This is a genomic window from Burkholderia sp. Bp8994 (genome assembly GCF_003853805.1).
In the GTDB taxonomy this organism is placed as follows: Bacteria; Pseudomonadota; Gammaproteobacteria; order Burkholderiales; family Burkholderiaceae; genus Burkholderia.
This window is the reverse complement of record NZ_QTQH01000003.1, coordinates 123,755-147,762: the sequence shown is the minus strand read 5'-3', so window position 1 is coordinate 147,762 and position 24,008 is coordinate 123,755. Positions and strand designations below refer to the sequence as shown.

Annotated in this window: 20 protein-coding genes and 1 pseudogene; 8 read left to right on the top strand and 13 right to left on the bottom strand. The window is 67.9% G+C overall.

Annotation, left to right across the window (positions count from 1 at the left end):
- The first annotated feature begins 278 nt into the window (after positions 1-278).
- Positions 279-1,682, top strand: a complete 1,404-nt coding sequence (locus tag DIE04_RS04215; protein ID WP_044845000.1) for a GntP family permease — start codon at positions 279-281, stop codon at positions 1,680-1,682.
- Positions 1,683-2,138: 456 nt separating this feature from the next.
- Positions 2,139-2,390, top strand: a complete 252-nt coding sequence (locus DIE04_RS04210; RefSeq protein ID WP_124520095.1) for a DUF4148 domain-containing protein — start codon at positions 2,139-2,141, stop codon at positions 2,388-2,390.
- 48 nt (positions 2,391-2,438) lie between these two features.
- On the opposite strand, the gene DIE04_RS04205 is transcribed toward DIE04_RS04210, so the two are convergent.
- Both DIE04_RS04205 and DIE04_RS04200 read right to left on the bottom strand, forming a co-directional pair.
- Positions 2,439-4,034, bottom strand: a complete 1,596-nt coding sequence (locus DIE04_RS04205) for a thioredoxin family protein (protein ID WP_124520097.1) — start codon at positions 4,032-4,034, stop codon at positions 2,439-2,441.
- A gap of 551 nt (positions 4,035-4,585) precedes the next feature.
- Positions 4,586-4,723 (bottom strand): annotated as a pseudogene (locus DIE04_RS04200) (GNAT family N-acetyltransferase); the annotation flags it as partial.
- A gap of 336 nt (positions 4,724-5,059) precedes the next feature.
- Here DIE04_RS04200 and DIE04_RS04195 point away from each other — a divergent pair.
- Positions 5,060-5,335: a hypothetical protein gene (locus DIE04_RS04195; protein WP_044844996.1), complete on the top strand. Its 276-nt coding sequence runs from the start codon at positions 5,060-5,062 to the stop codon at positions 5,333-5,335.
- 163 nt (positions 5,336-5,498) lie between these two features.
- Positions 5,499-6,491: a DedA family protein/thiosulfate sulfurtransferase GlpE gene (locus DIE04_RS04185; RefSeq protein ID WP_044844995.1), complete on the top strand. Its 993-nt coding sequence runs from the start codon at positions 5,499-5,501 to the stop codon at positions 6,489-6,491.
- A gap of 68 nt (positions 6,492-6,559) precedes the next feature.
- Here the strand turns inward: DIE04_RS04185 and DIE04_RS04180 are convergent, their stop codons facing one another.
- From DIE04_RS04180 to DIE04_RS04150, 7 genes are all read right to left on the bottom strand, one after another.
- The gene (locus DIE04_RS04180; protein WP_044845036.1) at positions 6,560-8,032 is read right to left on the bottom strand and encodes an OprD family porin; all 1,473 of its coding nucleotides are present in this window, start codon (positions 8,030-8,032) and stop codon (positions 6,560-6,562) included.
- Positions 8,033-8,192: 160 nt separating this feature from the next.
- A complete protein-coding gene (locus tag DIE04_RS04175) occupies positions 8,193-9,224 on the bottom strand; it encodes an ABC transporter ATP-binding protein (protein ID WP_044844994.1) in 1,032 nt (343 codons plus the stop codon).
- Positions 9,221-10,213, bottom strand: a complete 993-nt coding sequence (locus DIE04_RS04170; protein WP_124520099.1) for an ABC transporter ATP-binding protein — start codon at positions 10,211-10,213, stop codon at positions 9,221-9,223. The genes DIE04_RS04175 and DIE04_RS04170 overlap by 4 nt, the downstream gene beginning before the upstream one ends.
- Positions 10,214-10,215: 2 nt before the next feature.
- The gene (locus DIE04_RS04165; RefSeq protein ID WP_044844992.1) at positions 10,216-11,118 is read right to left on the bottom strand and encodes an ABC transporter permease; all 903 of its coding nucleotides are present in this window, start codon (positions 11,116-11,118) and stop codon (positions 10,216-10,218) included.
- Between the two features lie 13 nt (positions 11,119-11,131).
- Positions 11,132-12,070, bottom strand: coding sequence for an ABC transporter permease subunit (locus DIE04_RS04160; protein ID WP_124486048.1), 939 nt, complete (start codon positions 12,068-12,070; stop codon positions 11,132-11,134).
- A gap of 11 nt (positions 12,071-12,081) precedes the next feature.
- Complete coding sequence (locus tag DIE04_RS04155; RefSeq protein ID WP_124486047.1) at positions 12,082-13,695, bottom strand: peptide ABC transporter substrate-binding protein; 1,614 nt, start codon at positions 13,693-13,695, stop codon at positions 12,082-12,084.
- Between the two features lie 177 nt (positions 13,696-13,872).
- Positions 13,873-14,451 carry a cupin domain-containing protein gene (locus DIE04_RS04150; RefSeq protein WP_044844989.1) on the bottom strand — a complete coding sequence of 193 codons (579 nt, stop codon included), beginning with the start codon at positions 14,449-14,451 and terminating at the stop codon, positions 13,873-13,875.
- Between the two features lie 498 nt (positions 14,452-14,949).
- On the opposite strand from DIE04_RS04150, the gene DIE04_RS04140 reads away from it, so the two are divergent.
- Both DIE04_RS04140 and DIE04_RS04135 read left to right on the top strand, forming a co-directional pair.
- A complete protein-coding gene (locus DIE04_RS04140; RefSeq protein ID WP_044844988.1) occupies positions 14,950-16,473 on the top strand; it encodes a peptide MFS transporter in 1,524 nt (507 codons plus the stop codon).
- Between the two features lie 120 nt (positions 16,474-16,593).
- Positions 16,594-16,800, top strand: a complete 207-nt coding sequence (locus DIE04_RS04135) for a hypothetical protein (protein WP_044844987.1) — start codon at positions 16,594-16,596, stop codon at positions 16,798-16,800.
- Between the two features lie 49 nt (positions 16,801-16,849).
- Here DIE04_RS04135 and DIE04_RS04130 read toward each other — a convergent pair whose 3' ends face one another.
- The 3 genes from DIE04_RS04130 to DIE04_RS04120 form a co-directional block, all read right to left on the bottom strand.
- The gene (locus DIE04_RS04130; protein ID WP_124486046.1) at positions 16,850-17,974 is read right to left on the bottom strand and encodes an OpgC domain-containing protein; all 1,125 of its coding nucleotides are present in this window, start codon (positions 17,972-17,974) and stop codon (positions 16,850-16,852) included.
- 398 nt (positions 17,975-18,372) lie between these two features.
- Positions 18,373-19,272 (bottom strand): EamA family transporter RarD, encoded by a 900-nt coding sequence (rarD, locus tag DIE04_RS04125; protein ID WP_124520101.1) that lies wholly within the window; start codon positions 19,270-19,272, stop codon positions 18,373-18,375.
- A gap of 19 nt (positions 19,273-19,291) precedes the next feature.
- Positions 19,292-19,588, bottom strand: coding sequence for an acylphosphatase (locus tag DIE04_RS04120; RefSeq protein WP_124486044.1), 297 nt, complete (start codon positions 19,586-19,588; stop codon positions 19,292-19,294).
- A 256-nt stretch (positions 19,589-19,844) separates the two neighbouring features.
- Between DIE04_RS04120 and hpnA the strand changes: the two genes are divergently transcribed.
- Together hpnA and DIE04_RS04110 are read left to right on the top strand one after the other, a co-directional pair.
- Entirely contained in the window at positions 19,845-20,852 is a 1,008-nt protein-coding gene (hpnA, locus tag DIE04_RS04115; protein WP_044844982.1) for a hopanoid-associated sugar epimerase, read from the top strand.
- Positions 20,853-20,960: 108 nt separating this feature from the next.
- On the top strand, positions 20,961-22,376 hold the full coding sequence (locus tag DIE04_RS04110; RefSeq protein WP_124520103.1) for a phage tail protein: 1,416 nt from the start codon (positions 20,961-20,963) through the stop codon (positions 22,374-22,376).
- Between the two features lie 124 nt (positions 22,377-22,500).
- On the opposite strand, the gene DIE04_RS04105 is transcribed toward DIE04_RS04110, so the two are convergent.
- A complete protein-coding gene (locus tag DIE04_RS04105; protein ID WP_124520105.1) occupies positions 22,501-23,688 on the bottom strand; it encodes a glycosyltransferase in 1,188 nt (395 codons plus the stop codon).
- Positions 23,689-24,008: the final 320 nt, after the last annotated feature.

The following is a 24,008-nucleotide window of genomic DNA, read 5'->3' as shown; positions in this document are numbered from 1 at the left end:
CGCAGTATCTCATTTTGGAGACACGCCGGAATGCCTTGTCCGGGAAAGCCCTGCCCGATTCGATGGGCTGTCCCGACGGCCAAAGCGTCTCCGGATGGAGACGATTTATGTAGAATCTTCAGACATTGGCCGGCGCGGGCCCGCCGGCCTGCCCCGGACCCATGTCCGGCGGCGCAATGCGGCCGATGGCACGAAATCTGCAGGAACCTGGGCCGGTCCGCGGCGCGCTCCGCGATCGAACAACAACCAAAGCCATTCCAAGCTATTAGGAGACTCCCTTGTCTTTCGTGATCGTCCTCGCCGCGCTGGCGTTCCTGATGTTCGCCGCGTATCGCGGCTACAGCGTGATCCTGTTCGCGCCGATCGCCGCGCTCGGCGCAGTCCTGCTGATCGAACCCGCCGCCGTCGCACCGGTCTTCTCCGGCATCTTCATGGAGAAGATGGTCGGCTTCGTCAAACTGTATTTCCCGGTATTCATGCTCGGCGCCGTGTTCGGCAAGGTGATCGAACTGTCCGGGTTCTCCGAGTCGATCGTGCACGCCGCGATCCGCTACATCGGCCGCTCGCGCGCGAATGCGGTGATCGTCGCGGTGTGCGCGCTGCTCACCTATGGCGGCGTGTCGCTGTTCGTCGTGGTGTTCGCGGTGTACCCGTTCGCGGCCGAGCTCTATCGCCAGAGCAACATTCCGAAGCGGCTGATGCCCGGCGCGATCGCGCTCGGCGCGTTCTCGTTCACGATGGATTCGCTGCCCGGCACGCCGCAGATCCAGAACATCATCCCGACCACGTTCTTCAAGACGACCGCCTGGGCCGCACCCGCACTCGGCACGATCGGCTCGCTGTTCATCATCGTCGTCGGCCTCGCGTACCTGGAATGGCGCCGCCGTTCGGCGATGGCGAAGGGCGAAGGCTACGGCACGTCGCTCGTCAACGAGCCGGAGCGCGTCGAAGCGACGGCACTGCCGAATCCGGCGCTGGCGATCCTGCCGCTGCTCCTCGTCGGCGCGTCGAACTTCACGTTCACGAAGCTGATTCCGCAGTGGTACGGCGCTGCGTCGTACACGGTCGCGCCGGACGTGCTGCCCGGCGTGCACACGCCGGTCACGACGTCGATCAAGACCGTCGTCGCGATCTGGTCGGTCGAGGCCGCGCTGCTGCTCGGCATCGTGCTGGTCGTCCTGACCGCGTTCAAGCGCGTCAGCGACCGCTTCGCGGCCGGTTCGAAGGCCGCCGTCGGCGGTGCGCTGCTCGCCGCGATGAATACCGCGTCGGAATACGGTTTCGGTGGCGTGATCGCCGCGCTGCCGGGCTTCCTCGTCGTCAGCGACGCGCTGAAGAGCATTCCGAACCCGCTCGTGAACGCGGCCGTGTCGGTCAGCTCGCTCGCAGGCATCACCGGGTCGGCGTCGGGCGGCATGAGCATCGCGCTCGCCGCGATGTCGGACCTGTTCATCAAGGGCGCGCAGGCCGCCAACATTCCGATGGAGGTGCTGCACCGGGTCGTCGCGATGGCCAGCGGCGGCATGGACACGCTGCCGCACAACGGCGCCGTCATCACGCTGCTCGCGGTCACGGGCCTCACGCACCGCGAGTCGTATCGCGACATCTTCGCGGTCACCGTGATCAAGACGCTCGCGGTGTTCTTCGTGATCGCCGTGTACTACACGACGGGCCTCGTGTAAGCCGCCGCATCGGGCGGCGTTCCGAGCGCCGCCCAACCCTGCCGGCCGCATCGACGCGGCCGGCGCGCCTTCCTCCCTCCGCGTGTTCCCGGCTGTTCGACCGGCCGGCATTGCCGCAGCGGCACCACGGCGCGATGCTTGTCGCGACGCGCCGCACCTTCCCGATACCTCCGCTTGCAAACCAGCACGGATCGCCGGGATTCCCATCCGACACTTCGTCCCCGACCGACCGGAATCGCTCGACGCCACATTGCGGTGCAGACCGGACGGCCTGTCGCCCGTCACGTGCCGCCATCCGGGCCGTCCGCTCCACCGTTCATTGTTTCCGGCAGCAGAACACTGCGTTGGGAGCGATCGCATTTTTCCCGCGCGTGGTCGGGCCTACACTGCTTTCAACCGCCGCCGCTTCGTCAAACGAAGTCCGGCCGCCCAGCTGGAAACATGGAGGTCACGATCATGAAGCGCCTGATTCACGCAGTTGCCGTTGCCCTGGCTATATCCGCCCCGCTCGCCGCGCAAGCGCAGTCGAACCCGCCGCTCACGCGCGCGCAGGTCCGCGCCGAAGTGAAGGCGCTCAAGCAGGCCGGCTTCCAGCCGAGCGACTGGTTCTATCCGGCCAGCATCGTTTCCGCCGAAGCGAAGATCGCCCGCCAGCAAGGTGCCGGATATGACAACGACCGCGGTGCATCACCGGAGTCGGCCCGGTAATCGCCGCAACGACGCGGCCGCCCCGCCCGACCGCTCCGTCGCGAGCCGTCACGCCTTCACCGGCTCGATCAGTTTCGCGCATGGCGCTGCCTGCGGGTCGCCCGCCGGCAGCTTCGCGCACACTCCGTCGAACTGCTTCACGACCGACCTGACCGACGCATCGTGCGCGCCGCCGCCGCGCCAGCGATTCAGCTGCGTGACGACCTTGGTCAGCGCACGCAGGTTCGCCCCATAAAACGCATCCTTGGTCTTGCCGGCCTGCGCGAGCACGCTCGCGGCGATCGCTTCGATCCGTGCAGAATCGTCCGGCGCCAGCGCGACCGCATTCGCGAAATAGGTCGCGCCCCAGCGCAGCTTGGTCGCCGGTCCGCTCGCCGAGTCGTATGCCTTGCGGTACCAGTCGAGCGCCGCGGCCTTGTCGCCGCGCGCCTTCGCATTCGCGGCCAACCCCGACATGAAGTAGTACGGCGTCGCCGAACGCGGCAACTCGGCCTTCAGCAAGACGTCGGATTCGTCGTACAGCCCAGCGTCGGTCAGCGTGTCCGCCGCTTCGCTGACGAGCGCCTGCCGCTCGTACGCGTTCGCGGCGCCCTGCACCGATGCGGCAATCTGCTTGCGCGCGGTATCGACCAGCGCCGGCGCGGCGAGCGGCGCGCCGGCGTGCGCGTCGTTGCGCGCGAGCAGCACGCGGCCGTGCAGCGCCATCAGCCGGTCGATCGACGACAGCGTCGAATCGGTCGACAGGCGGGCGAGCGCCGTGTCGTACGCGTCGCGCAGCGTCGTGCGCTGCGCGGCGTCGCCGCCGAGGTATGCGACCACGCGCGCGGGCGCCGCGACCAGCACGTCCGAATCCGCCCGCGCCAGCGCCGGTTCGCGCAGCACCGCGCGCAGCGCGTCGGCGAGCGCCGCCTTGTCGAGCGCGCCGGCCTGTGCGGGATCGTCAGATGCCGCCACCACCGCCGACTTCAGCGCGAAGCGCGCGGCGTCCGCCTTCGCGCCGGCGGCACGCGCACGTTGCGACAGCGTCTGCAGCGTCAGCGCGACACGATCGGCCGGCACCGGCAGCGCGCCGTCGGTGTCCCAGGAATAGTCGGCCAGCAGATGCCATTCGGCCCGCGTCAGCGCCGCGCCGTTGTTCAGCGCGGTCGAGAGCGTCTGCCGCACCGGATGCGCGGCCGTCATCCCGAGCGACAGCGCCTGCATGTAGCGCTCGAGATCGGCCTCGCCCGGCAGCCGCGTCACTTCGGTGCCGTCCGGACGGAACAGGATCATCGTCGGATAGCCGTGCACCTTGAAGCGCTCGCCGAGCTTCTGCGCGCTTTCGGTATCGCCGTCGAGATACACGGGCACGAAGAACGACGAGCGAGCCTTGAATGCCTGCTGGCTGAAGATCGTCGACTTCACCTGGTTGCACGACGGGCACCATACGGCACCCCAGTACAGCAGCAGCGGCTTGCCGGTGCGCTTCGCGAGCGCGAACGCGGCATCGACGTCGCCCTGCTGCCAAGCGATGCCGGGCGGCAGATGCGCGCCGCCGCTCGACGGGCCCGATACGGGAGCGCCCTGCGGCGCGTTGGTGGCAAACGCCGCACCCGCGGCGGCGAACAGGCAGGCTGCAGTCAGGTTACGGAGGACGGTTTTCATCAAGGCGGGTTCCGTTGAAAGAGACGGTTGCGGATAGCGGCGTCGCGCGACGGCGGAACCGGTACGCTGCGATGGCCGGCCCTTGCGCACGAAACGGCGAAGCGAAAACACGACGAAGCGATGCAACAACGAAGGGCATCGACGGATGGCACGACGCATGCCGGCATCGGCCGTGGGCATCGCGTAGGGATCACGCAGGCATCGATGCGAAAGGCCCAGACCGGCCGCTGCATGCGCACACCGCGCAGCCGTACCAACCGCGACAACCACGGCGACCGGCAAATCATTTGACGATACGATTCTCGCCGCCGGTTGAAAACGAACGAATTCTCGAATGGATATGAAGCGTGACGTCGCCGACGTGCGCGCCTGGGCGGTCGACGCGACCACTCACTGCGCTGCATGCGGCGCTGCATTGACTGCCGTCGGTCGCTGCACGCGATCGGGTACACGGAGGCAGGCACGACAAGGCGCACGGCATGGCCAATACATGCACATGCCGCGGCCGATGCAACGACGCGCCGGCCCGCACGCGCTTCAGCACGCGTCCATCACTGCCGCCCCTTGATCCGCGCCATCTGAAACACCGATGCATACGCACCGTCGCGCAGCGCATAGTCCGGCGCCTCGCCTTCTATCCGGAAGCCGTGCTTTTCGTACAGTGCGATCGCCGCCGGATTGTCGATGAAACCGACAGCGACGCCAGCTTCTCCCGCCGCATGGCCGGCCGCGTCGAAACGGGCCGCCACTCGGTCAGCGACCCGGCGATGGGCCTCGCCGACCGCTTCTGACGGCACCCGCGCCTCCCGGCCGCGCACCGGCCGGGCGCCGGGCGCGGATCGGTCCGATCCGGCCAAAACGCCCGCCCGGCGCGGCTCAAACATCAGAAGGATGGCCGGTGCAGCCCTCATTCAGGGACCACGAAAATGCTCCGTGTTGTGGCCCATTCGCGTTAAACTTCGTCAAGCTGCATTCAACAACGACATCTTCGCCAACCTGGCACACACGATACGAGGATAGGTTCGATGCGCACTACCGGCTCATCCGGGGCAATGACCCTGCTCACCGAACATGACCCGGCCGACGGCCGCGAACTGCGCTCGCTCCGGCTCGAATCGACCGACGACGGCAAGAGCGTGCTGCTGATCGACATCGACGAGCGCAAGCCCGGCATTCACCGCGAGGTTCGCTACGAGATCACGCCGGCCGAGCTGATCGCGGCGATCCGCTCGCACGGCGCCGAACTGCCTGGCGAAAACCACGGCGCCGCCTCGCTCGTCCGCACCCCTACCCCTTCGTGATGTCGACCGGTGAGCCGCGCACAACGCACCGGCTCACCGATCCGCCCGCATCACCCTGCCGCCGTCAGGCGCTTTGCGTCATTCCCCGCCGTCCGCTTGAAAATGGCCGATAATCGGCCCATCTTCGTACCTTCCACACGCGCTTCCTTTTCGGCCAGCCGTCATGCTCCGTGACCTCGTCGCCCAATACGGGCCGCTTCTCGTCTTCGCCAACGTGCTCGCGGCGGCCATCGGCCTGCCCGTACCGGCGATGCCGACGCTCGTGCTGTTCGGCGCGATGGCCGCGATGAATCCGGCGATGATCGGCTCGCAGCTCCTGACGGTGCTGGCGCTGTCGGTGCTCGGCGCGCTGATCGGCGACACCGTGTGGTACGTCGCCGGGCGGCGCTACGGCGGCACGACGCTGAAGACGATCTGCCGGCTGTCGCTGTCGCGCGACACCTGCGTGAAGAAGACCGAACGATTCTTCGGCCGCTACGGCGTGCGCGTGCTCGCGGTCGCCCGCTTCATTCCCGGGCTGTCGCTCGTGTCGGTGCCGATGGCCGGCGCACTCGGCACGCGCTATCGCACGTTCGCCGGCTACGACGCGCTCGGCGCCGCGCTGTGGACGATCGTCGGCCTCCTCGCGGGGCTCGTGTTCTATCGGCAGATCGACTGGCTGTTCGCCGGCGCGAGCCGGCTCGGCCGCGCGGTACTGCTGGTGATCGTCGCACTGCTGGCCGTCTACGCGGCCGTGCGCTGGATGCGCCGCCGCGCGCTGATCCGCCAGCTCGCGACTGCGCGGATCGGCGTCGACGAGCTCGAAGAACTGCTGCGCGATGCGGCCGCGCCGGTGGTGCTCGACGTGCGTTCGCCCGAACACCGCAAGCTCGACCCGTTCACGATTCCCGGCGCGCAGTTCGCGGACGAACGGCACATCGAGGACATCGTCGCGCGCTATCCGTTCTCACAGAAGTTCGTCGTGTATTGCTCGTGCCCGAACGAAGTGACGGCCGCGCTGATGGCCAAGCGCCTGCTCGACGCAGGCTTCACCGATGCGCTGCCGCTGCGCGGCGGCCTCGACGCCTGGCGCGACACGGGCCGCCAGCTCACGTCGCTGGTGGAGGACATGCCCGCCGCGAACGATCCGGTGGCGGGGTTGCACAAGCCGGCCTGATCGAACGGGTCGCAGGCCGGCCGCGCGAGACGAAAACGACTGAAGGGGACGTTGCGTCCCCCCTTCGATCAGAACGCGTGCAGCGGCACGTTCACGACCAGGCGGTACTCCTTGTTGGTCGCGTCCGCGGTGTGCGTGGAACCGGTGTGCCACATCGCGATGAACGTGACCTTCGTGTCCTTCAGCTTGCCGCTCTGGAACGTGTACGACGGGATGAAGCCGAACTCGTGGTGACGGCCCTGCACCGGCGCGCCGTTGCTCCAGTAGATGCTCGACTTGCTCGGATCGTTCGCAGCCCCTGCGCTGCCGTCCGCGCCCCAGCCCGTCACGCCCCAGACCATCGCCTTGAAGCCCGGCAGGCCCGCTTCCTTGCCGTAGAACGTGTAACGCAGCTGCAGCGACTTTTCGTGCGGCGCGTTGTAGTCGACGTCCATCGAGTTGGTCAGGAAGATGCCGTTCGTTTCGTTCAGGTAGTCGAAGAACTGGTCGCCGAGCACCTGCTGATAACCGAGCAGCAGTTCGTGCGGGCCGTGCTGCGCAGCCACCGACAGGCTGTACGCGTTGTTGTTGATCTTGCCCTGCAGCGCGTCGCCCGTGTCGTGCGTCGAGTAAACGTTACCAAAGCCGGTCCACTTGATCGACTTCGTATCGCCGATGCTGTGCTTCACCGACGCGTAGTACTGGTGCCACACGTCGTCGGCCTGGTTGGCGTACAGCGCGACTTCGCCGTCCGGCGAATAGTCCCACGTGCCGCCGACGTAGGTCAGGCGATTGATGCGCGTGCCACCGTATTGCGTCGTGAGGTTGGTGAGCGTCGTGTGGCCGCGCGCATCGGTCTTCGTGAAGCTGCCGGCCTCGAGCATCACGTTCTTGAATTCGTTGCTGACGATCGTCGCGCCGAGGAACGTCGGCGGCAGCGCGCGGTTGTCGTGCTGTTCCATGAACGGGTTGTCGACGGCCTGCAGCCCGTACTTGACCACCGTGTTCGAGATGCGCGCCTTCACGTCGTAGATGCCCGGATAGGCCCATGCGAGCTGGTTCGAACCGCCGCCGCCCTTCGCGATGTGCACCATGCTGCCCGCGCCGGCACCGCCGTCGAGCTTCAGCGCCGCATACAACGACGCGTCGAAGCCGATGCCGATCAGGCCGGTCGTGTAGCCCGACTCGAAGTTCGCCATCGCGCCCTGGACCCACGCGTGACGGTGCGGGCCGCCCTTGTTGTCGAGCGTGTCCGCATAGTTGCGGAACAGGAAATTCAGGTGGCTGTCGGCAATGAAGCCGTTCGACTTCGACTGTGCCGAAGGCTCGTCGGGCGGCGTGACGGCCTGGGTCGCCTCGGCGTTGATAATGGCGTTCGGGGTCGTTGCCTGCGCAACCGACGTGCCTGCGCCGGCGGACGGCGCCGCCTGCGCGACCGTCAGCGGTGCGGGGGCCGCGTCGTCGGCGTACGCCACGCCGCTCAGCGATACGCCGGCAAGCGCCGGCAAGCCCCATGCAAGCAGCATCTTCGATGCCGTCCCGATCGTCTTTTGCTTGTTCATCGTCATTCTCGTCTTGTGTTGATGTCGTCCACGCCGGTTGCGATCCGCTTCCAGCCCCCCGGCGAGCCCGGTTAAGGACGCGCCTTTACCCGCGGCGCGAAGATCATTCGCGCCGCACCCTACCCCTGTTGACCTGCCTGGTTATGTTTGCTGCGTCACTTCACGCCGCCACGCCCGCCCGGATGCACGCGACACGCGCCGGCGAGCCCTGCCGCACTTCCGGCAACGGAACGTCCTGCGCGCACGCGTCGATCGCGACCGGGCAGCGCGTGCGGAACGCGCAGCCGGACGGCGGGTTGAGCGGCGACGGCATCTCGCCCGCCAGCAGCATCGGACGGCGAGCACGCTCGCGCGCCGGCTCCGGCGTCGGCGCCGCATCGAGCAGCGCCTTCGTGTACGGGTGCTGCGGCACGCCGTACACGTCATGCCGCGTGCCGAACTCCATCACGCGGCCGAGATACATCACGAGCACTCGCTGGCTGATGGCCTTCACCACCGCCAGGTCGTGCGCGACGAAAAGATAGGACAACGACAGTTCGCGTTGCAGGTCGCGCAGCAGGTTCACGATCTGCGCCTGGATCGATACGTCGAGTGCCGATACGGGCTCGTCGCAGATCACGAGCTTCGGCTCGCCGATCAGCGCGCGCGCGATGCCGACGCGCTGGCACTGTCCGCCGGAAAACTCGTGCGGATAGCGCAGCAGGTGATGCGCGTTCAGGCCGACACGTTCGAGCATCGTGACCACGCGGCGCCGCACTTCGGCGCGGCCGAGGCCCGCGTGGTGCGTGACGAGCGGCTCCGCGACGATTTGTTCGATCGTCATGCGCGGATCGAGCGACGCGAGCGGATCCTGGAAGATCATCTGCACTTCGCGGCGCATCGCGGTGCCGCGCAGGTGATCGGGCGCGACGGCTTCGCCGCGCCAGCGCACCGTGCCGGCCGTCATCGGCACGAGGCCGATCAGCGCGCGCGCAAGCGTCGACTTCCCGCAGCCCGACTCGCCGACGAGTCCGACCGTCTCGCCGCGCTTCACGTCGAACGACACGCCGTCGACCGCGCGCAGCGTGCCCTTCGGCGACCACGGATAGCCGCCGAGCGGCACGCGGAAATGCACCTTCAGATCGTCGACGGACAGCAGCGTATCGCTCGTCGTGCCCGTCGCGCCGGCATTGCGGCGTTCATCGACGCTCATCGCAGACCTCCCGTCAGATCGGCCAGCGGCCGGTGGCACGCGCGCACCGCGCCCGCCGCGCCATAGGTTTCGAGCGCGGGGCGTGCGGTACCGCAGCGCGCCTCCGCATACGTGCAGCGTTTCGCGAACGCGCAGCCGGCCGGCGCGGTGCCGGGCATCGGCGGATTGCCGGGAATCGCGACGAGCGGCGCGTCGTCGGCGTCGGTCAGGCGCGGCAGCGCGTTGAGCAGGCCGATCGTGTACGGATGCGACGGCGCCGCGAAGATCGAGTCGGCCGGCGCGTATTCGACGGTGCGGCCCGCATACATGACCATCACGTCGTCCGCGAGGCCCGCGACCACGCCCATGTCGTGCGTGATCAGCACGATCGCGGTGCCGCGCTCGCGGTTCAGCTCGCGCAGCAGGTCGATGATCTGCGCCTGCACGGTCACGTCGAGCGCGGTGGTCGGCTCGTCGGCGATCAGGATTTCCGGCTCGGACAGGAGCGCCATCGCGATCATCACGCGCTGGCGCATGCCGCCGGAAAACTCGTGCGGATACATGCGGATGCGGCGCGCGGCGTCGGGAATGCGCACCGACTCGAGCGCCTCGATCGCGCGCTTCGTCGCTTCCTTGCGCGACAGCTTGCGATGCAGCTGCAGCGTCTCGGTCATCTGCCGCTCGATCGTCAGGAACGGATTGAGCGACGTCATCGGATCCTGGAAGATCATCGCGATCCGGTCGCCGCGCACCGCGTTCAGCGCGCGCGTATCCATCTCGAGCAGGTTGTCGCCGCGATAGCGCGCGGCGCCCGTCGTCGCGCCGTTGCCGGCCAGCAGGCCGAGCAGCGCCATCACGGTCTGGCTCTTGCCCGAGCCCGATTCGCCGACGATGCCGAGCGTCTTGCCGGCTTCGAGCGAGAACGACACGCCGCTCACGGCGTCGATCGGCGGCGCGTCCTTGCGCGAGAAGCGCACGCCGAGGTTTTCTACTTCCAACAGAACAGCCATCTTCAGCGATCCTTCGGGTCGAGCGCGTCACGCAGGCCGTCGCCAACGAAGTTCACGCAGTAGAGCGTCACGCACAGCATGACGGCCGGTGCCAGCAGCAGCCACGGCATCGATTCCAGTTTCTGCGCGCCGTCCTGGATCAGCACGCCCCAGCTCGTCATCGGTTCCTGCACGCCGAGGCCGAGGAACGACAGCACCGATTCGGTCAGCACGATGTTCGGCACCGACACGGTCGCGTACACGACGACCACGCCGAGCAGGTTCGGCACGACGTGGCGCAGCACGATCGACGCCGGCGACACGCCGATCGCGCGCGCCGCGTCGACGAACTCGCGATTGCGCAGCGACAGCGTCTGGCCGCGCACGACGCGCGCCATGTCGATCCACGAGAACGCGCTGATGGTCAGCACGACCAGCATGAACGAGCGGCCGAACAGGGTCATCATCAGGATCGCGATCAGCAGGTACGGGATCGCGTACATCATGTCGACGACGCGCATCATCGCGGAGTCGACCCGCCCGCCCGCGAAGCCGGCGGTCGCGCCCCACGCCACGCCGAACAGGCCGGACACCAGCGTGCCGAGCAGGCCGACCTCGATCGACACGCGGCCGCCGATCAGCGTGCGCACGAGCAGGTCGCGGCCGAGCTCGTCGGTGCCGAACCAGTGCTGGTTCGCGAGCGTCGGTGCGAGGCTGATCGAGCCCCAGTCGCTCGCGGCGGGATCGGCCGCGAGCAGCCACGGACCGACGAAACATGCGAGCGTGATCAGCGCGAGCAGCACGAGGCTGAACACGGCCGCGCGGTTGTGAAGGAAGCGCGCGAACGCTAGCGCGAGCGGCGAGCGCGAACGCGGCGGCGAGTCGGTCTGCACAGGCAGACTGACGACGGGAGTAGTCGGAGTCATCGCAGTGCCTCGCTCAATAACGGATGCGCGGATCGAGCCATGCGTACGCGAGGTCGACCAGCAGGTTGAACAGCACGGCACAGACGGTCGTCAGCACGACGAGGCCGAGCACCAGCGTGTAGTCGCGGTTGATCGCGCCGTTCACGACGAGCTGCCCGAGCCCCGGCAGCGCGAACACCGATTCGGTGACGACGGCCGCCGTGATCGACGTGATGCAGACCGTGCCGAACAGCGACACGACCGGCATCAGCGCGGGCTTGAGCGCGTGGCGCAGCACGATCGTCGAGCCCGGCAGGCCCTTCGCGCGCGCGGTGCGGATGAAGTTGCTCGACAGCGTCTCGATCATCGAGCCGCGCATCACGCGCGCGAGCAGCGATACGTTGATGAAGGTCAGCAGCACGATCGGCAGCAGCCTGTACTGCCAGCCGCCGTCGCCCCAGCCGCCGGCCGGCAGCCAGCCGTTGCCGGCCGAGGTCTTCAGCAGGATCGCGAAGATCCACACCAGCACCGGGCCGAGCACGAACGGCGGCACGACGTTGCCGAAGTTGCCGATCAGCATCACGAAGCGGTCGATCACGCTGTCGCGGCGCACGGCCGCGACGGTGCCGAGCAGCACGCCGAACCCGATCGAGAGCGGGATCGAGATGCCGCCCACGCCGAGACTCACGGGCAGCGCCTTCTTCACGAGATCGTTCACCGACCAGTCGACGTAGCGGAACGACGGGCCGAGATCGCCGTGCAGCAGCGAACCGAGATACAGCAGGTACTGCTTCCACAGCGGCTCGTCGAGGTGGTACTTCGCGTTCAGGTTCGCGAGCGTCGCCGCGGACAGCTGCTTCTCCGTATCGAACGGACCGCCGGGCGTGAAGTGCAGCAGCAGGTAGCAGACGGTGATGACGGCGAGAATCGTCGGCACCGCCCACAACGTGCGTCTCAATGCGTAGGCCAGCATGATCGCTCCGCTCAGTGCTTGATCAGGTACATGTCCTGCGAAGCACGCATGTCGATCACGTTCTTCAGCGAGTAGCCGCCCACGTAGGGCTTCACGAGACGGTCGGCCGAGTACTGGAACAGCGGCACCATCGGCGTGTCGTTCATCGCCGCGTCGTGCGCCTGCGTGAGCAGCGTGGCGCGCGCCTTGTCGTCGAGCTTCTGGTTGCCTTCGTCGACGAGCGTGTCGGCCTGCTTGTTGCAGTAGCCGACGGTATTCTGCGAGCTGCCGCAGCGGATCAGGTCGAAGAAGGTCATCGCGTCGTTGTAGTCGGCGAACCAGCCGTCGCGCGCGATCTGCACCTTGCCGTCATGCCGCTCCTTCATCAGCACCTTGAACTCGACGTTCTCGAGCTTCGTGTCGATGCCGAGCTTCGTGCGCCATTCCGATGCGGTGAACAGCGCGACCTTCTTGTGCAGGTCGTTGGTGTTGTACGTGAGCGTGAACGACAGCGGCTTCGCATCGGAGAAGCCGGCCTGCTTCAGCAGGTCCTTCGCGGTCGCGACGCGCTTGGCCATCGGCCACGACGCCCATTCCGGCGTGAACGGGTGCACGCCCTTCGTGCCGTTCGGCATCAGGCCGTACATCGGCTTCTCGCCGGCCTGCGTGAGCTTCGACGTCAGCACGTCGCGATCGATCACCATCGACAGCGCCTGGCGCACGCGCTTGTCCTTCAGCGCCGCGTCGCTGTTGTTCAGGTAGTAGTAGTAGGTCGCGAGCTGCAGGCCCGGGCGCAGTTCGCCGCCGAACTGCTTGCTGACCTGCTGGAAGATGCCCGACGGGATCGAGTAGCTGTAGTCGATCTGGCCGGCCTGGTACATGCGCATCGCCGTTTCGTCGCTTTCGATCGGCAGGTACGTGACCTTGTTGATCACGACCTTCGGCGCGTTCCAGTACTTCGCGTCCTTCGAGATCACGATGCGGTTGTTCGGCTGCCAGTCGACGAGCTGGTACGCGCCGTTGCTGACGATGTTGCCGGGACGCGTCCATGCGTCGCCGAACTTCGCGACGGTGTCCTTGTTCACCGGCGCGAGCGGCACCATCGCGGTCAGTTCGGGGAAGAACGCGACCGGCACGTCGGTCGTCACTTCCAGCGTGTACGGGTCGACTGCGCGCACGCCGAGCGTCGTCGGCGCGGCCTTGCCGGCGATGATGTCCTTCGAGTTCTTCACGAACTCGACGAGGATCGTGTACTTCGAGCCCGTCTTCGGGTCGACGAGGCGCTGCCACGAGTAGACGAAATCGGCGGCCGTCACGGGCTGGCCGTTGCTCCACTTCGCATCGTGGCGCAGCTTGAAGATCCAGGTCTGCGGCGTCTTGCGCTCCCACGACTGCGCGACACCCGGCACGACCTGGCCGGCCGCGTCGATGCGGGCAAGCCCTTCGAACAGGTCGAGGCCGATCGTGTTGCCGGTCCACGATTCGATGTGCGCCGGGTCGAGCGACTCGACTTCGGCGGGCACCTGGCGCGTCAGGTCCTGTTGAGGAGCGAGCGTGACGTTCGACGGAACGGTAACGGCGTGGGCGACGGGCGTCGTCAGGGCGAGCGCGGCCAGCACGGCCGACATGGCATGCAAGGATTTCATCGTGGCAGTCTTGAGAAAGTTGTTCGGCGAGCGATGCGCGGCGGATGCCGCGGTTACGCGTGAGACGCTGACGGGTACAGCGATTGAGGAGGCCCGTGATTCTCGTATTGCATCTTAGTATTCCTTACGTTTCTTTCGACAGGCATTCCGTCTTGGAAACGAAGGAATACCTGTGCGTTAGAACAGCCGCGGCGTACCGACCCAGACCACCACCGACTCGACCTTCGCGGTGTTGACCCAGCTGTGCGGGACCGTCGACTGATAGTGCGAACTGTCACCGGCCTGCAGGACGAACGTCTTGCCTTCCAGCGTCAGCGACACTTCCCCTTCAATCACATACAGGAATTCCTCTCCTGCATGGGTCGTCACCTCCGACCGCTTCTGCCCCGGCGGCATCCGCACGAGGATCGCCTCGAGCTGACGCCCTTCGGTCACGTTGGTCAGCCTCGCGAACAGGTTCGCCGAATCGGCGAATCCGAAGAAGCGCAACTGATCGCCTCTGCAGACCGAGCGTTCCTCGCTCGGCGTATCCACGAAGTACTGCACCGTCACGCCGAGCGCTTGTGCGATACCGGCCAGCGACGTCAGTGACGGCGACGCGAGCCCGCGTTCGACTTGAGACAGAAACGGCTTCGAAATCCCCGCGGCGGTAGCGGTGTCGTCGAGCGTGCGCTTGAGTCGTTGGCGCAACGCGCGAATCTTGCTGCCGAGTGCGGCAGCGTCTGCCGCTCGCGAGTTTTCAGTGGGGGGAACCATAGCAGGCCGAAAAGTGGTCGTCAAAAAATGTTTGATGGAAAGTAACTAAGTTAATACGAGATAGCTTAATCTTCGGGTTCGCACACGTCTTCGGTGTTGAGCCCGGTGCACTAAACAGGGCACGAAGCGGGCGAAACGACGCGCTATCTTGCCAGACTCGCCGGCTTCACAGGCAAGCTGCAAGCGGCTCTCCGGGAATTTTCGGAGAACGGGCGCGAAGCTTACAAATAGATGATGAGACAAATTTTCCTGAAAGCTGCTGCCATATCGGGAGTTTCCCTGAGTGGCGCGGACCTGACGCACCGGACCGGCAAACGTTACCACTCGCGTGCCGGTCGGGGCCTCGCACCGCCTTATCGGGCGGAGTCCGACCCCGGCCCGGGCTAACCCGCCCGACTGCTCCATCGCCGACGCAAAGCCTACCCGGCCACCGTGCTCCGGCGCCAGTTCGACCCCAAGGCGACGCGCGATCCGCGCCGTCCGTTTCAAACGAGATTGATGATGCACGCACCTGTTTCACAGACCCGTTCGTTTACGACGGTCTTCCTCATCGAAATGTGGGAGCGCTTCGGCTACTACGGTATGGCCGCGCTCCTGGTCCTCTTCATGGTCGACCGGCTCGGTTTCACCGACAGCCATGCGAACCTGACCTGGGGCGCGTTCACCGCGCTCGTCTACGCGTCGCCGTCGATCGGCGGCTGGATCGGCGACAAGGTGCTCGGCGCACGTCGCACGATGATCATCGGCGCGGCCGTGCTGTGCGCCGGCTACCTGATGCTGGCGATCCCGAACGACGCGCTGGCGTACATGTACGCATCGCTCGGCGTGATCGTCGTCGGCAACGGCCTGTTCAAGGCCAACGCGGCGAACCTCGTGCGCCGCATCTACGAAGGCGACGATGCGCGCATCGACAGCGCGTTCACGATCTACTACATGGCGGTCAACATCGGCTCGACCGTGTCGATGCTCGCGACGCCGTGGATCAAGGATCACTGGGGCTGGCACACCGCGTTCGCGGTCTGCTGCGCCGGCATGCTGCTCGCGATCCTGAACTTCATGCTGATGCACCGCACGCTCGCGCACATCGGCTCGCAGCCCGACGACGAACCGATCCGCTGGAAGCGCCTCGGCGGCGTGGCGGCAGGCGGCGTTGCGCTCGCGCTGGTCACGCTGTACGTGCTGCAGCACAAGCAGCTCGCAGTCGCGAGCGTATGGACGGCGGCGTTCGCGATCCTCGCGATCTTCGCGTACATGATCGCGAAGTCGGAGCGTTCGGAACGCGCGGGCCTGATCGCGGCGCTCGTGCTGATCGGCCAGGTGATCCTGTTCTTCATCTTCTACGTGCAGATGTCGACGTCGCTCACGCTGTTCGCGCTGCGCAACGTCGATCCGCGCTTCATCCTGTTCGGCACGACGCTGTTCACGTGGAGCGCCGCGCAGTTCCAGGCGCTGAACCCGATCTGGATCATGATGCTGAGCCCGGTGCTCGTGTGGGTCTACAACGCGTTCTCGAAGAGCGGCCGTGACCTGCCGGTCGCCGCGAAGTATGCGTTCGGCTTCGGCGCGGTAGCCGCCGGCTACCTGGTGTTCACGATCAGCGGCCGCTACGCGGTGGACGGCCGCGTGTCGTCGTGGTTCATGGTGTGGGGCTACGGCCTCTACTCGCTCGGCGAACTGCTGGTGAGCGGCCTCGGCCTCGCGATGATCGCCCGCTACGTGCCGGCGCGCATGAGCGGCTTCATGATGGGCGCGTATTTCGTCGCGACGGGTGTGTCGCAGTATCTGGGCAGCGTCGTCGCGAACTTCGCGCAGATGCCGTCGCACGACCTGCCGGCCACCGAATCGCTGCCGCTGTACCTGTCGCTGTTCGAGAAGCTCGGCTGGCTCGCCGCGATCGGCATGCTGCTCGCCCTGCTGCTGCTGCCGATGATGAACCGCCTGTCGCGCCAGCATCAGCGCTGCGCGGAAGAGCGCCGCGAGGAAGAAGCGGTGCAGGCGCAGGCGATGGCCTCGGCGCAGTAAGTACTATCCCTCGGCGTGCGGCGTGCACGCCACATTCTCCCGCCAGCGCGGCCAGCACGTCCTACACTGGTTGCAACGGCGCATCCGCTCCGTCGTGATGCGCACTGGCGGGAGAAGATCATGAAAAACAAGACGACTCGGCTCTTGAGGATACTGTCGGACATCCGGCACGCGCAGCGCTGCACTACATTGCGCGCCGCCCGGGCCGCGGCCGAAGCCGATGCGGTGCTCGCGCAGCAGGACGATCCGAAGTCCGACGAACGCGACGACGCCGAATCCGACGACGCGACCGTCGTCCCCCGCTCCCGTATCGGCTCACCTCACTGAGCGCACAGCGCGGCACGTTGCGTGCCGCCTGCGCGTTTTCCCGCACCGTTCACGCGGCCGCGCCGCGCCGGCGTGCGAACCACGTTCCCGAACCGGCCACCGCCATCATCAGCCCGACCGCGCATGCGTCGGCCGCGAGGCCCACGCCGATATGCCGCAGCTCGGCGCCGTTCGCGACCGGATGCAGCAGCGAATCGATGACGAGCGAGATCGCCGCGCCCGCGACGAAGCAGATCAGGCCGCGCCGGCCGACCGCGACGACCGGCTGCACGGCCCGCGCAATGCGCGCGATCCAGCCGTAGCGCACGCAGTCGGCCATCAGCCAGGCAATCGCCGCGAAGCTCACGATGCGCGGCAGCGCGAGATCGCGCTTGAGAATACCTTCCGGCAACGGCAGCCCCGAGAACAGCTTGTAGCTCGCACAACCGAGCACGATCGCGCACGCGACGCCGGTCGCCGCGGCGCTCCAGCGCCCGAGCGCGACGTACCGGTAGAAAGGCTGGCAGCGGGCGAGCACGCCGGCGACGAACATCAGCTGCCACGCGAACGGGTTGAAGTTCCAGCGGAACGCATCGGTGTCCAGCAGCTCGGGGCCGAGCCAGCCCGCCGCGAGCCACGACGTCGCGCCGAACGCGACGAGGAGCCACGGATGGCGGCGCGCGAACGGCACGATCACCGGCGACGCGAGCGCGAACAGCACGTACATCGGCAGCACCGACGCGAGATACGGCTGGCGCTGGAACGTGAGCAGTTCGGCGAGCCCCGTGAGCGGCGACGCGAGCATCACACTGACGTCGTCGAGCGCGAGGTTCGGCGTGTCGATCCCGTAATGGTCGAGCACGGCGGACACGACGAGCATCAGCGTCGACGTCGCGAGAAACGCGCGGTAGATCTGCATCGCGCGGCGCACGAACCGCCGCTGCGCCGCGCGCGCGCCGTGCCGGTCGGCGATCGCGCCGTACGCGCTCGCGGTCGCGAAGCCGCCGAGGAACACGAACACCTCGGCTGCATCGCACAGCGCGAATGCATGGAGCGTCACGCGCGACAGCACGCTCGCGCCGATGTGATCGACGACGATCATCAGCAGCACGATGCCGCGGAAGAAATCGACTTCGATCAGGCGCGCGCTACGGGTCGGCGGCATCGGGACGGCAGGCGGCGTGTTCAACGACATGGCCGCACCTGCACGACGACGGTGCGGCATGCACCGAAGGAGGATTCGGAAGGGAGAAGGCGAACGCGATCGGCGGCGCTACGCGTATGCTCGTATCGCGCCAACCCGGCCGGCCCGGCACGAAAATGACCGTTCATGGAAAAGCCGCATACGAAGAGGAGGCGGTCAGATCAGTCTAGCGGCCGGTCGGGAGATACCCTAAGTAACAAAGTGCAACGGAATCTTCTGTTCGATTACAGGCGTGACATCGGCGATGCAACGCTGGCGAGGCCGCCAGCCAGACGTCAGCTGCACATCAGCGCGATGCCGGTTCGACGCCGGCATCGCGTGACGCGACGCAAGCAATGCGCACTGCGCGGCACGTTCGTTGCCGCCGTCGCACGGCCGGGCGGCGATGCTCAGCCGCGCGCGGGCAAGCGCCGCATCAGCATCGCGCTGTGCCACGCGGTCAATGCAACGGCCGCCCAGATCGGCCCGTACGTCGCGAGCTGCGCGACGCTCAGCGTCTCGCCGAGCAGCAGCAGCGACACCGCGACGAGCAGCACCGGTTCGACGTAGCCGAGGATCCCGAACAGCGCCATCGGCAGCATCCGGCTCGCCTTCAGGTAGCTCGCGAGCGCGAGCGTGCTGAGCACGCCGAGCCCCGGCAGCAGCACGGCCCACAGCCGCGGATGGCTGGCGACCGGCGTCGCGCTCGCCGACACCATCGCGAACGCGACCGGACACAGCAGCACGATCTCGAGCGCGAACGCGGCCAGCGAATCGGCGTTGATCCGGCGGCGCAGCACGAAATACGGCGGATAGCCGAGCGCGACGACGAGCGTCGGCCACGCGAACGCGCGCGTCGCCCATACCTCGTGCGCGACGCCGAGCGCCGCGCATGCGACCGCCGCCCATTGCAGCGGATCGAGCCGTTCGTGATAGTAGAAGCGGCCGACGAGCACCATCGTCAGCGGCAGCAGGAAATAGCCGAGCGACACTTCGAGCATGCGTCCGTGCAGCGGCGCCCACAGGAACAGCCACAGCTGCAGGCCGAGCAGCGCCGCGCTCGCGGGCAGCGCGACCAGCAGGCGCCAGTCGCGCACGCCGCGCCGCACGAGTTCGACGAGCGCCGGCCAGCGGCCGCGCAGCGCGATCAGGGCGAGCGCGCCCGGCGCGGTCCACAGGATGCGCCACGCGAAGATGTCGAGCCCCGTGAGCGGCGCGAGCAGTTTCGCGTAGGCGGACATCAGCGCGAACAGCGTCGACGCCATCACCGACAGCGCGATGCCGCGCCCGGCCTCCGGATACCCCGTCATGTTCTTTTAGCCTTGCGCGTTACTGCTGCTGGAAGCGCTCGAAGCGCTTTTCGACGTGGCGCTCCTCGAACGTCACCTCGGTCACGCGCGCGGACGGCGGCCCGTGGCGCAGCCACGCGAGCATCCGGTCGATCTGCGCGCCCGGGCCCTGGATCATCGCCTCGACGCTGCCGTCCTCGAGATTCGCGACCCAGCCGCGCAGCTTCAGCGCATGCGCCTCGCGCACCGTCGCGTGACGGAAACCGACGCCCTGCACGACGCCGCGCACCCGCACGTAGTAGGTCTCGATCCGTTCGTCCAGTTCATTGCGGCTCATCGCGTCGCCCTCCCGTCGTGCAATCCATTCAAGCCCGGCATTGTAGTCGCGTCGGCCGCTTCGCACACGGGCCCGGCGGGCCGGCTCGGCGCCGTCGCCAGTGCAGCCGCCCGCGCGAGCACGCAACTGCGGGTTTGCTGCCCGGCGATGCGTGCGTGCCGGAGGACGGCGCTCGCGTCGCCGGGCGCGCCGACCACGTACAATCTCGCCGACGCACAACCGCCGCGCCGCCCGCGCGCGGCCCTGAAGGAAACGCATGACTGATACTTCCCGCGATCTCGTTCTCGTCACCGGCGCGTCCGGTTTCGTCGGCTCGGCCGTCGCACGCATCGCGCAGCAGAAAGGCTATGCGGTGCGCGTGCTGGTGCGCCCGACCAGCCCGCGCACGAACGTCGCGGATCTCGACGCCGAGATCGTCACCGGCGACATGCGCGACGAGACGTCGATGCGCGCCGCGCTGCGCGGTGTGCGCTACCTGCTGCACGTGGCGGCCGACTACCGGCTGTGGGCGCCGGACCCGCACGAGATCGAGCGCGCGAACCTCGAAGGCGCAGTCGCGACGATGCGCGCGGCGCGCGCCGAAGGCGTCGAACGGATCGTCTACACGAGCAGCGTCGCGACGCTGAAGGTCACGAGCGCCGGCGATCCGTCCGACGAGAACCGGCCGCTGACCGCCGAGCAGGCGATCGGCGTGTACAAGCGCAGCAAGGTGCTGGCCGAGCGCGCGGTCGAGCGGATGATCGCCGACGAAGGGCTGCCGGCCGTGATCGTCAACCCGTCGACGCCGATCGGCCCGCGCGACGTAAAGCCGACGCCGACCGGCCGCATCATCGTCGAGGCCGCGCTCGGCAAGATTCCCGCGTTCGTCGATACCGGGCTGAACCTGGTGCACGTCGACGACGTCGCGCACGGCCACTTCCTCGCGCTCGAGCGCGGCCGGATCGGCGAGCGCTACATCCTCGGCGGCGAGAACCTGCCGCTGCAGCAGATGCTGGCCGACATCGCACAGATGACGGGCCGCAAGGCGCCGACGATCGCGCTGCCGCGCTGGCCGCTCTACCCGCTCGCCGTCGGTGCGGAGGCCGTCGCGAAGTTCACGAAGAAGGAGCCGTTCGTGACCGTCGACGGGCTGCGGATGTCGAAGAACAAGATGTATTTCACGTCCGCGAAGGCCGAGCGCGAGCTCGGCTACCGTGCGCGTCCGTACCGCGAAGGACTGCGCGATGCGCTCGACTGGTTCGGCTCGGCGGGCTACCTGAAGTAACACAAAGCGGCGTATTTCACGCCGCTTTGCGCACTTTGTTACACGTCGCTGACGGACCGGCACCGGCGCAGCGGTTAAAATCGCGGGTCTTACGCAGAGAAGACACGCATGAACCTGAACGAACAGATCGATTCGCTCAACGCGGGCGTCGATCAGCTCCTCCACGATCACCACGCCGCGCAGCAGGCGGCACGCAGCGCGGAAGCGTTCGCGCGCGCCGCCGCGGCGGAAGCCCAGGCCGCCGCCGCACGTCACGCCGCCGCGGAAGCCGAAGCACAGGCCGCCGCGCAGCGCCACACGGCCGCAGCCGCCGACGCCGATGCCGCGCAGCAGCGCCACGCCGACGCCACCGCCGCGGCCGAAGCCGCCGCCCAACGCCACACCGAAGCCGCCGCGCAGGCCGAGGCCGCCGTCCAGCGGCACGCCGAAGCGACCGCGCTGACCGAGGCGCTCGCGCAGCGCCACGCGGATGCCGAAGCCGCGTCGCAGCGTCATGCGGCCGCGATCGCCGAAGCCGAGGCCGCCGCGCAGCGTCATCACGCCGCCGCGACCGAAGCGGACGCGGCCGCGCAGCGTCATGCGGCGGCCGCCGCGGAAGCCGAAGCCGCCGCGAAGCGCCATGCGGAGGCGACCGCCGCAGCCGAGGCCGCGACGCAGCGCCACGCGGCCGCGATCGCCGAGGCCGAGGCACTCGCGCAGCGTCACACGCAGGCGATCGCCGAAGCGGAAGCGGCTGCGCAACGCCATGTCGAGGCAACCGCCGAAGCCGAAGCGATCACGCAGCGTCACGCCGAAGCGATCGCGCAAGCCGACGCGGCCGCGCAACGCCATGCGGAGGCGACCGCCGAGGCCGAGGCCGTCGCGCAGCGCCATACCGAAGCGATCGCGCAGGCCGAAGCGGCCGCCGAGCGTCACGCGAAGGCGATCGCCGACGCGGAAGCGCTGGTCGAAGCCGTCGTGAAGGACGCCGCGACGAACGCGGCAGCTTTGGCCATCGAGCCGGCCGTCGCGGCTGAGGCGGTCGAACCGGCCGTCGGGTCCGCCGTTGAGCCGATGACGAACGCCACCGCGCCGGCTGCCGCCGATGAAGTCGCCGCTGCGGCGGCCGACGCGATCACCGACGTCGTCGCGACCACCGTCGCCGACGCCGCGATCGAAGTCGCACCCGCGGCCGAAGCAGGCGCCGACGCCCCCGCGGACAAGGCGACGCTGCACGTCGCGCGCCCGTCGCAGAACGAACTGACGCTGACCGTCAACGGCCAGTCGATCACGTTGCACCCGGAACAACTGGGCCAGCTGATCGAGGAACTCGCGCATGCGCGCGCGTCGATGCAGCCGGAACCGCCGCCGGGCATCCCGGCCGGCTGGCGCTTCGTGACGACGAAGAACCCGATGATGGCCGTGCAGAAGCAGTCGAACGGCGATCGTCTGCTGGTCGCGCGCCACACCGGCTACGGCTGGGTGCCGTTCACGTTCTCGCCGGACGTCGTGATCCAGATGTACATGATGCTGACGCAGCGGTAAGCACGCGCGCAGCGGCGACCGGACGTCGGCCGGAAAGCAAACAGCCCGAATCGGCTCACGTCGATTCGGGCTGTCTGTTTTCAGCAATCCGGTGGTCCTGACGGCCGGCATCCGCCGGCCCGCTTCAGCGCTCCACCGGCGCCTGCACCCGCGCCTTCCACTGACCACCCTTGCCGCGCCAGTAGCGCCACGCGGACGCGAACGTCGCGCCGACGTAGAACAGCGCCACGAGCGGCAGCGCGGGCGCCCACAGCGGCGAGCGCCGGTAATAGCGCAGCATCGGCGCATACGCGGTGCACATCGACGCCCATGCCAGCCACGCCGGCCAGGCCCGCGCGCCGTATGCGAGCGCGGCCACAGGCGGCACGAGATAGATGATCGTCATCCCGAGCAGCGTGCCGGCGAGCAGCAGCGGCGAATAATGGAGCTGCGTGAACGCGGTGCGCGCGATCATGTTCCAGATGTCGCGCCAGCTGTCGTACGGACGCAGCGACACGCTGCGCTCGGCAAGGTCGAGCCGGATCGGATGCCGGCCGCTGCCGCGATGCTTGATCTGCGCGGCGAGGCTGCAGTCGTCGATCAGCGCGCCGCGGATCGATTCGATGCCGCCGGCCTCTTCCAGCGCGCTGCGCTTGACCAGCATGCAGCCGCCCGCGGCGCCGGCCGTCCGTTTGCGCGGATTGTTGATCCACGAGAACGGATAGAGCTTCGCGAAGAAGAACACGAACGCCGGGATCAGCGCCTTTTCCCAGAACGAATCGCAGCGCAGCCGCACCATCAGCGACACGAGATCGCGCTGTTCGGCCTGCGCGCGCGTGACGAGCTGGGCCACCGCGTCGGGCGGATGGCCGATGTCGGCATCCGTCAGCAGCAGATAGTCGGCCGGCAGCCCGAGCGTGCGCACCGCGGCGATGCCCTGCGACTGCGCCCACACCTTGCCCGACCAGCCGGCCGGCAGCGGCTTCGCGGCCAGCACGGTCAGGCGGTCGGCGCGGTTGATCGCGAGCGCCGCCGCGCGGGCCGCGGCGGCGGTGCCGTCGTCGCTGTGGTCGTCGACAATGATCAGATGAAAGTCGCCCGGATAATCCTGCTCGAGCAGCGACGTCGCCGCTTGCGCGATCACGTCGACCTCGTTGCGCGCCGGCACGACCGCGACGACCGCCGGCCAGCCGGCCTCGGCCGCGGCGCCGCGCGCTTCCGGCGGCAGGGCCCGCGCGGGTCGCGCGCGCCAGAAGCCGCCGCGCGCGACCAGCAGCACGATCCAGATCACCAGCGACAGGCCGGACACCAGGAAGGTAATCGCCAGCATCATCGGCACGCCTCCTGCCGGACGCCGGCGCCAGCAGCCCCGGATCGTTCGATCTCAATCGGGGTCGGAGTGAAAACACCCTTGACCGCACCAGCGGCAGGGCAATACGCGTAAGAATCGACGGTCATCGAATGGCCTTGAAATGAGCGCGACGCCGGGCAGCCGGACGGGCTGCCCGCGAAACCGCGCAGTTTACCGGGTTCCGCACGCACGAGCGCCGACGCGGCGCTGCGGCGGATGCAACACGGCCGATACAGCACCAGAGCAAGGACGGCCCGATAGGGTTAAAATGCGCGATTAATTCGGGGTTCCGGGGCCTGGCC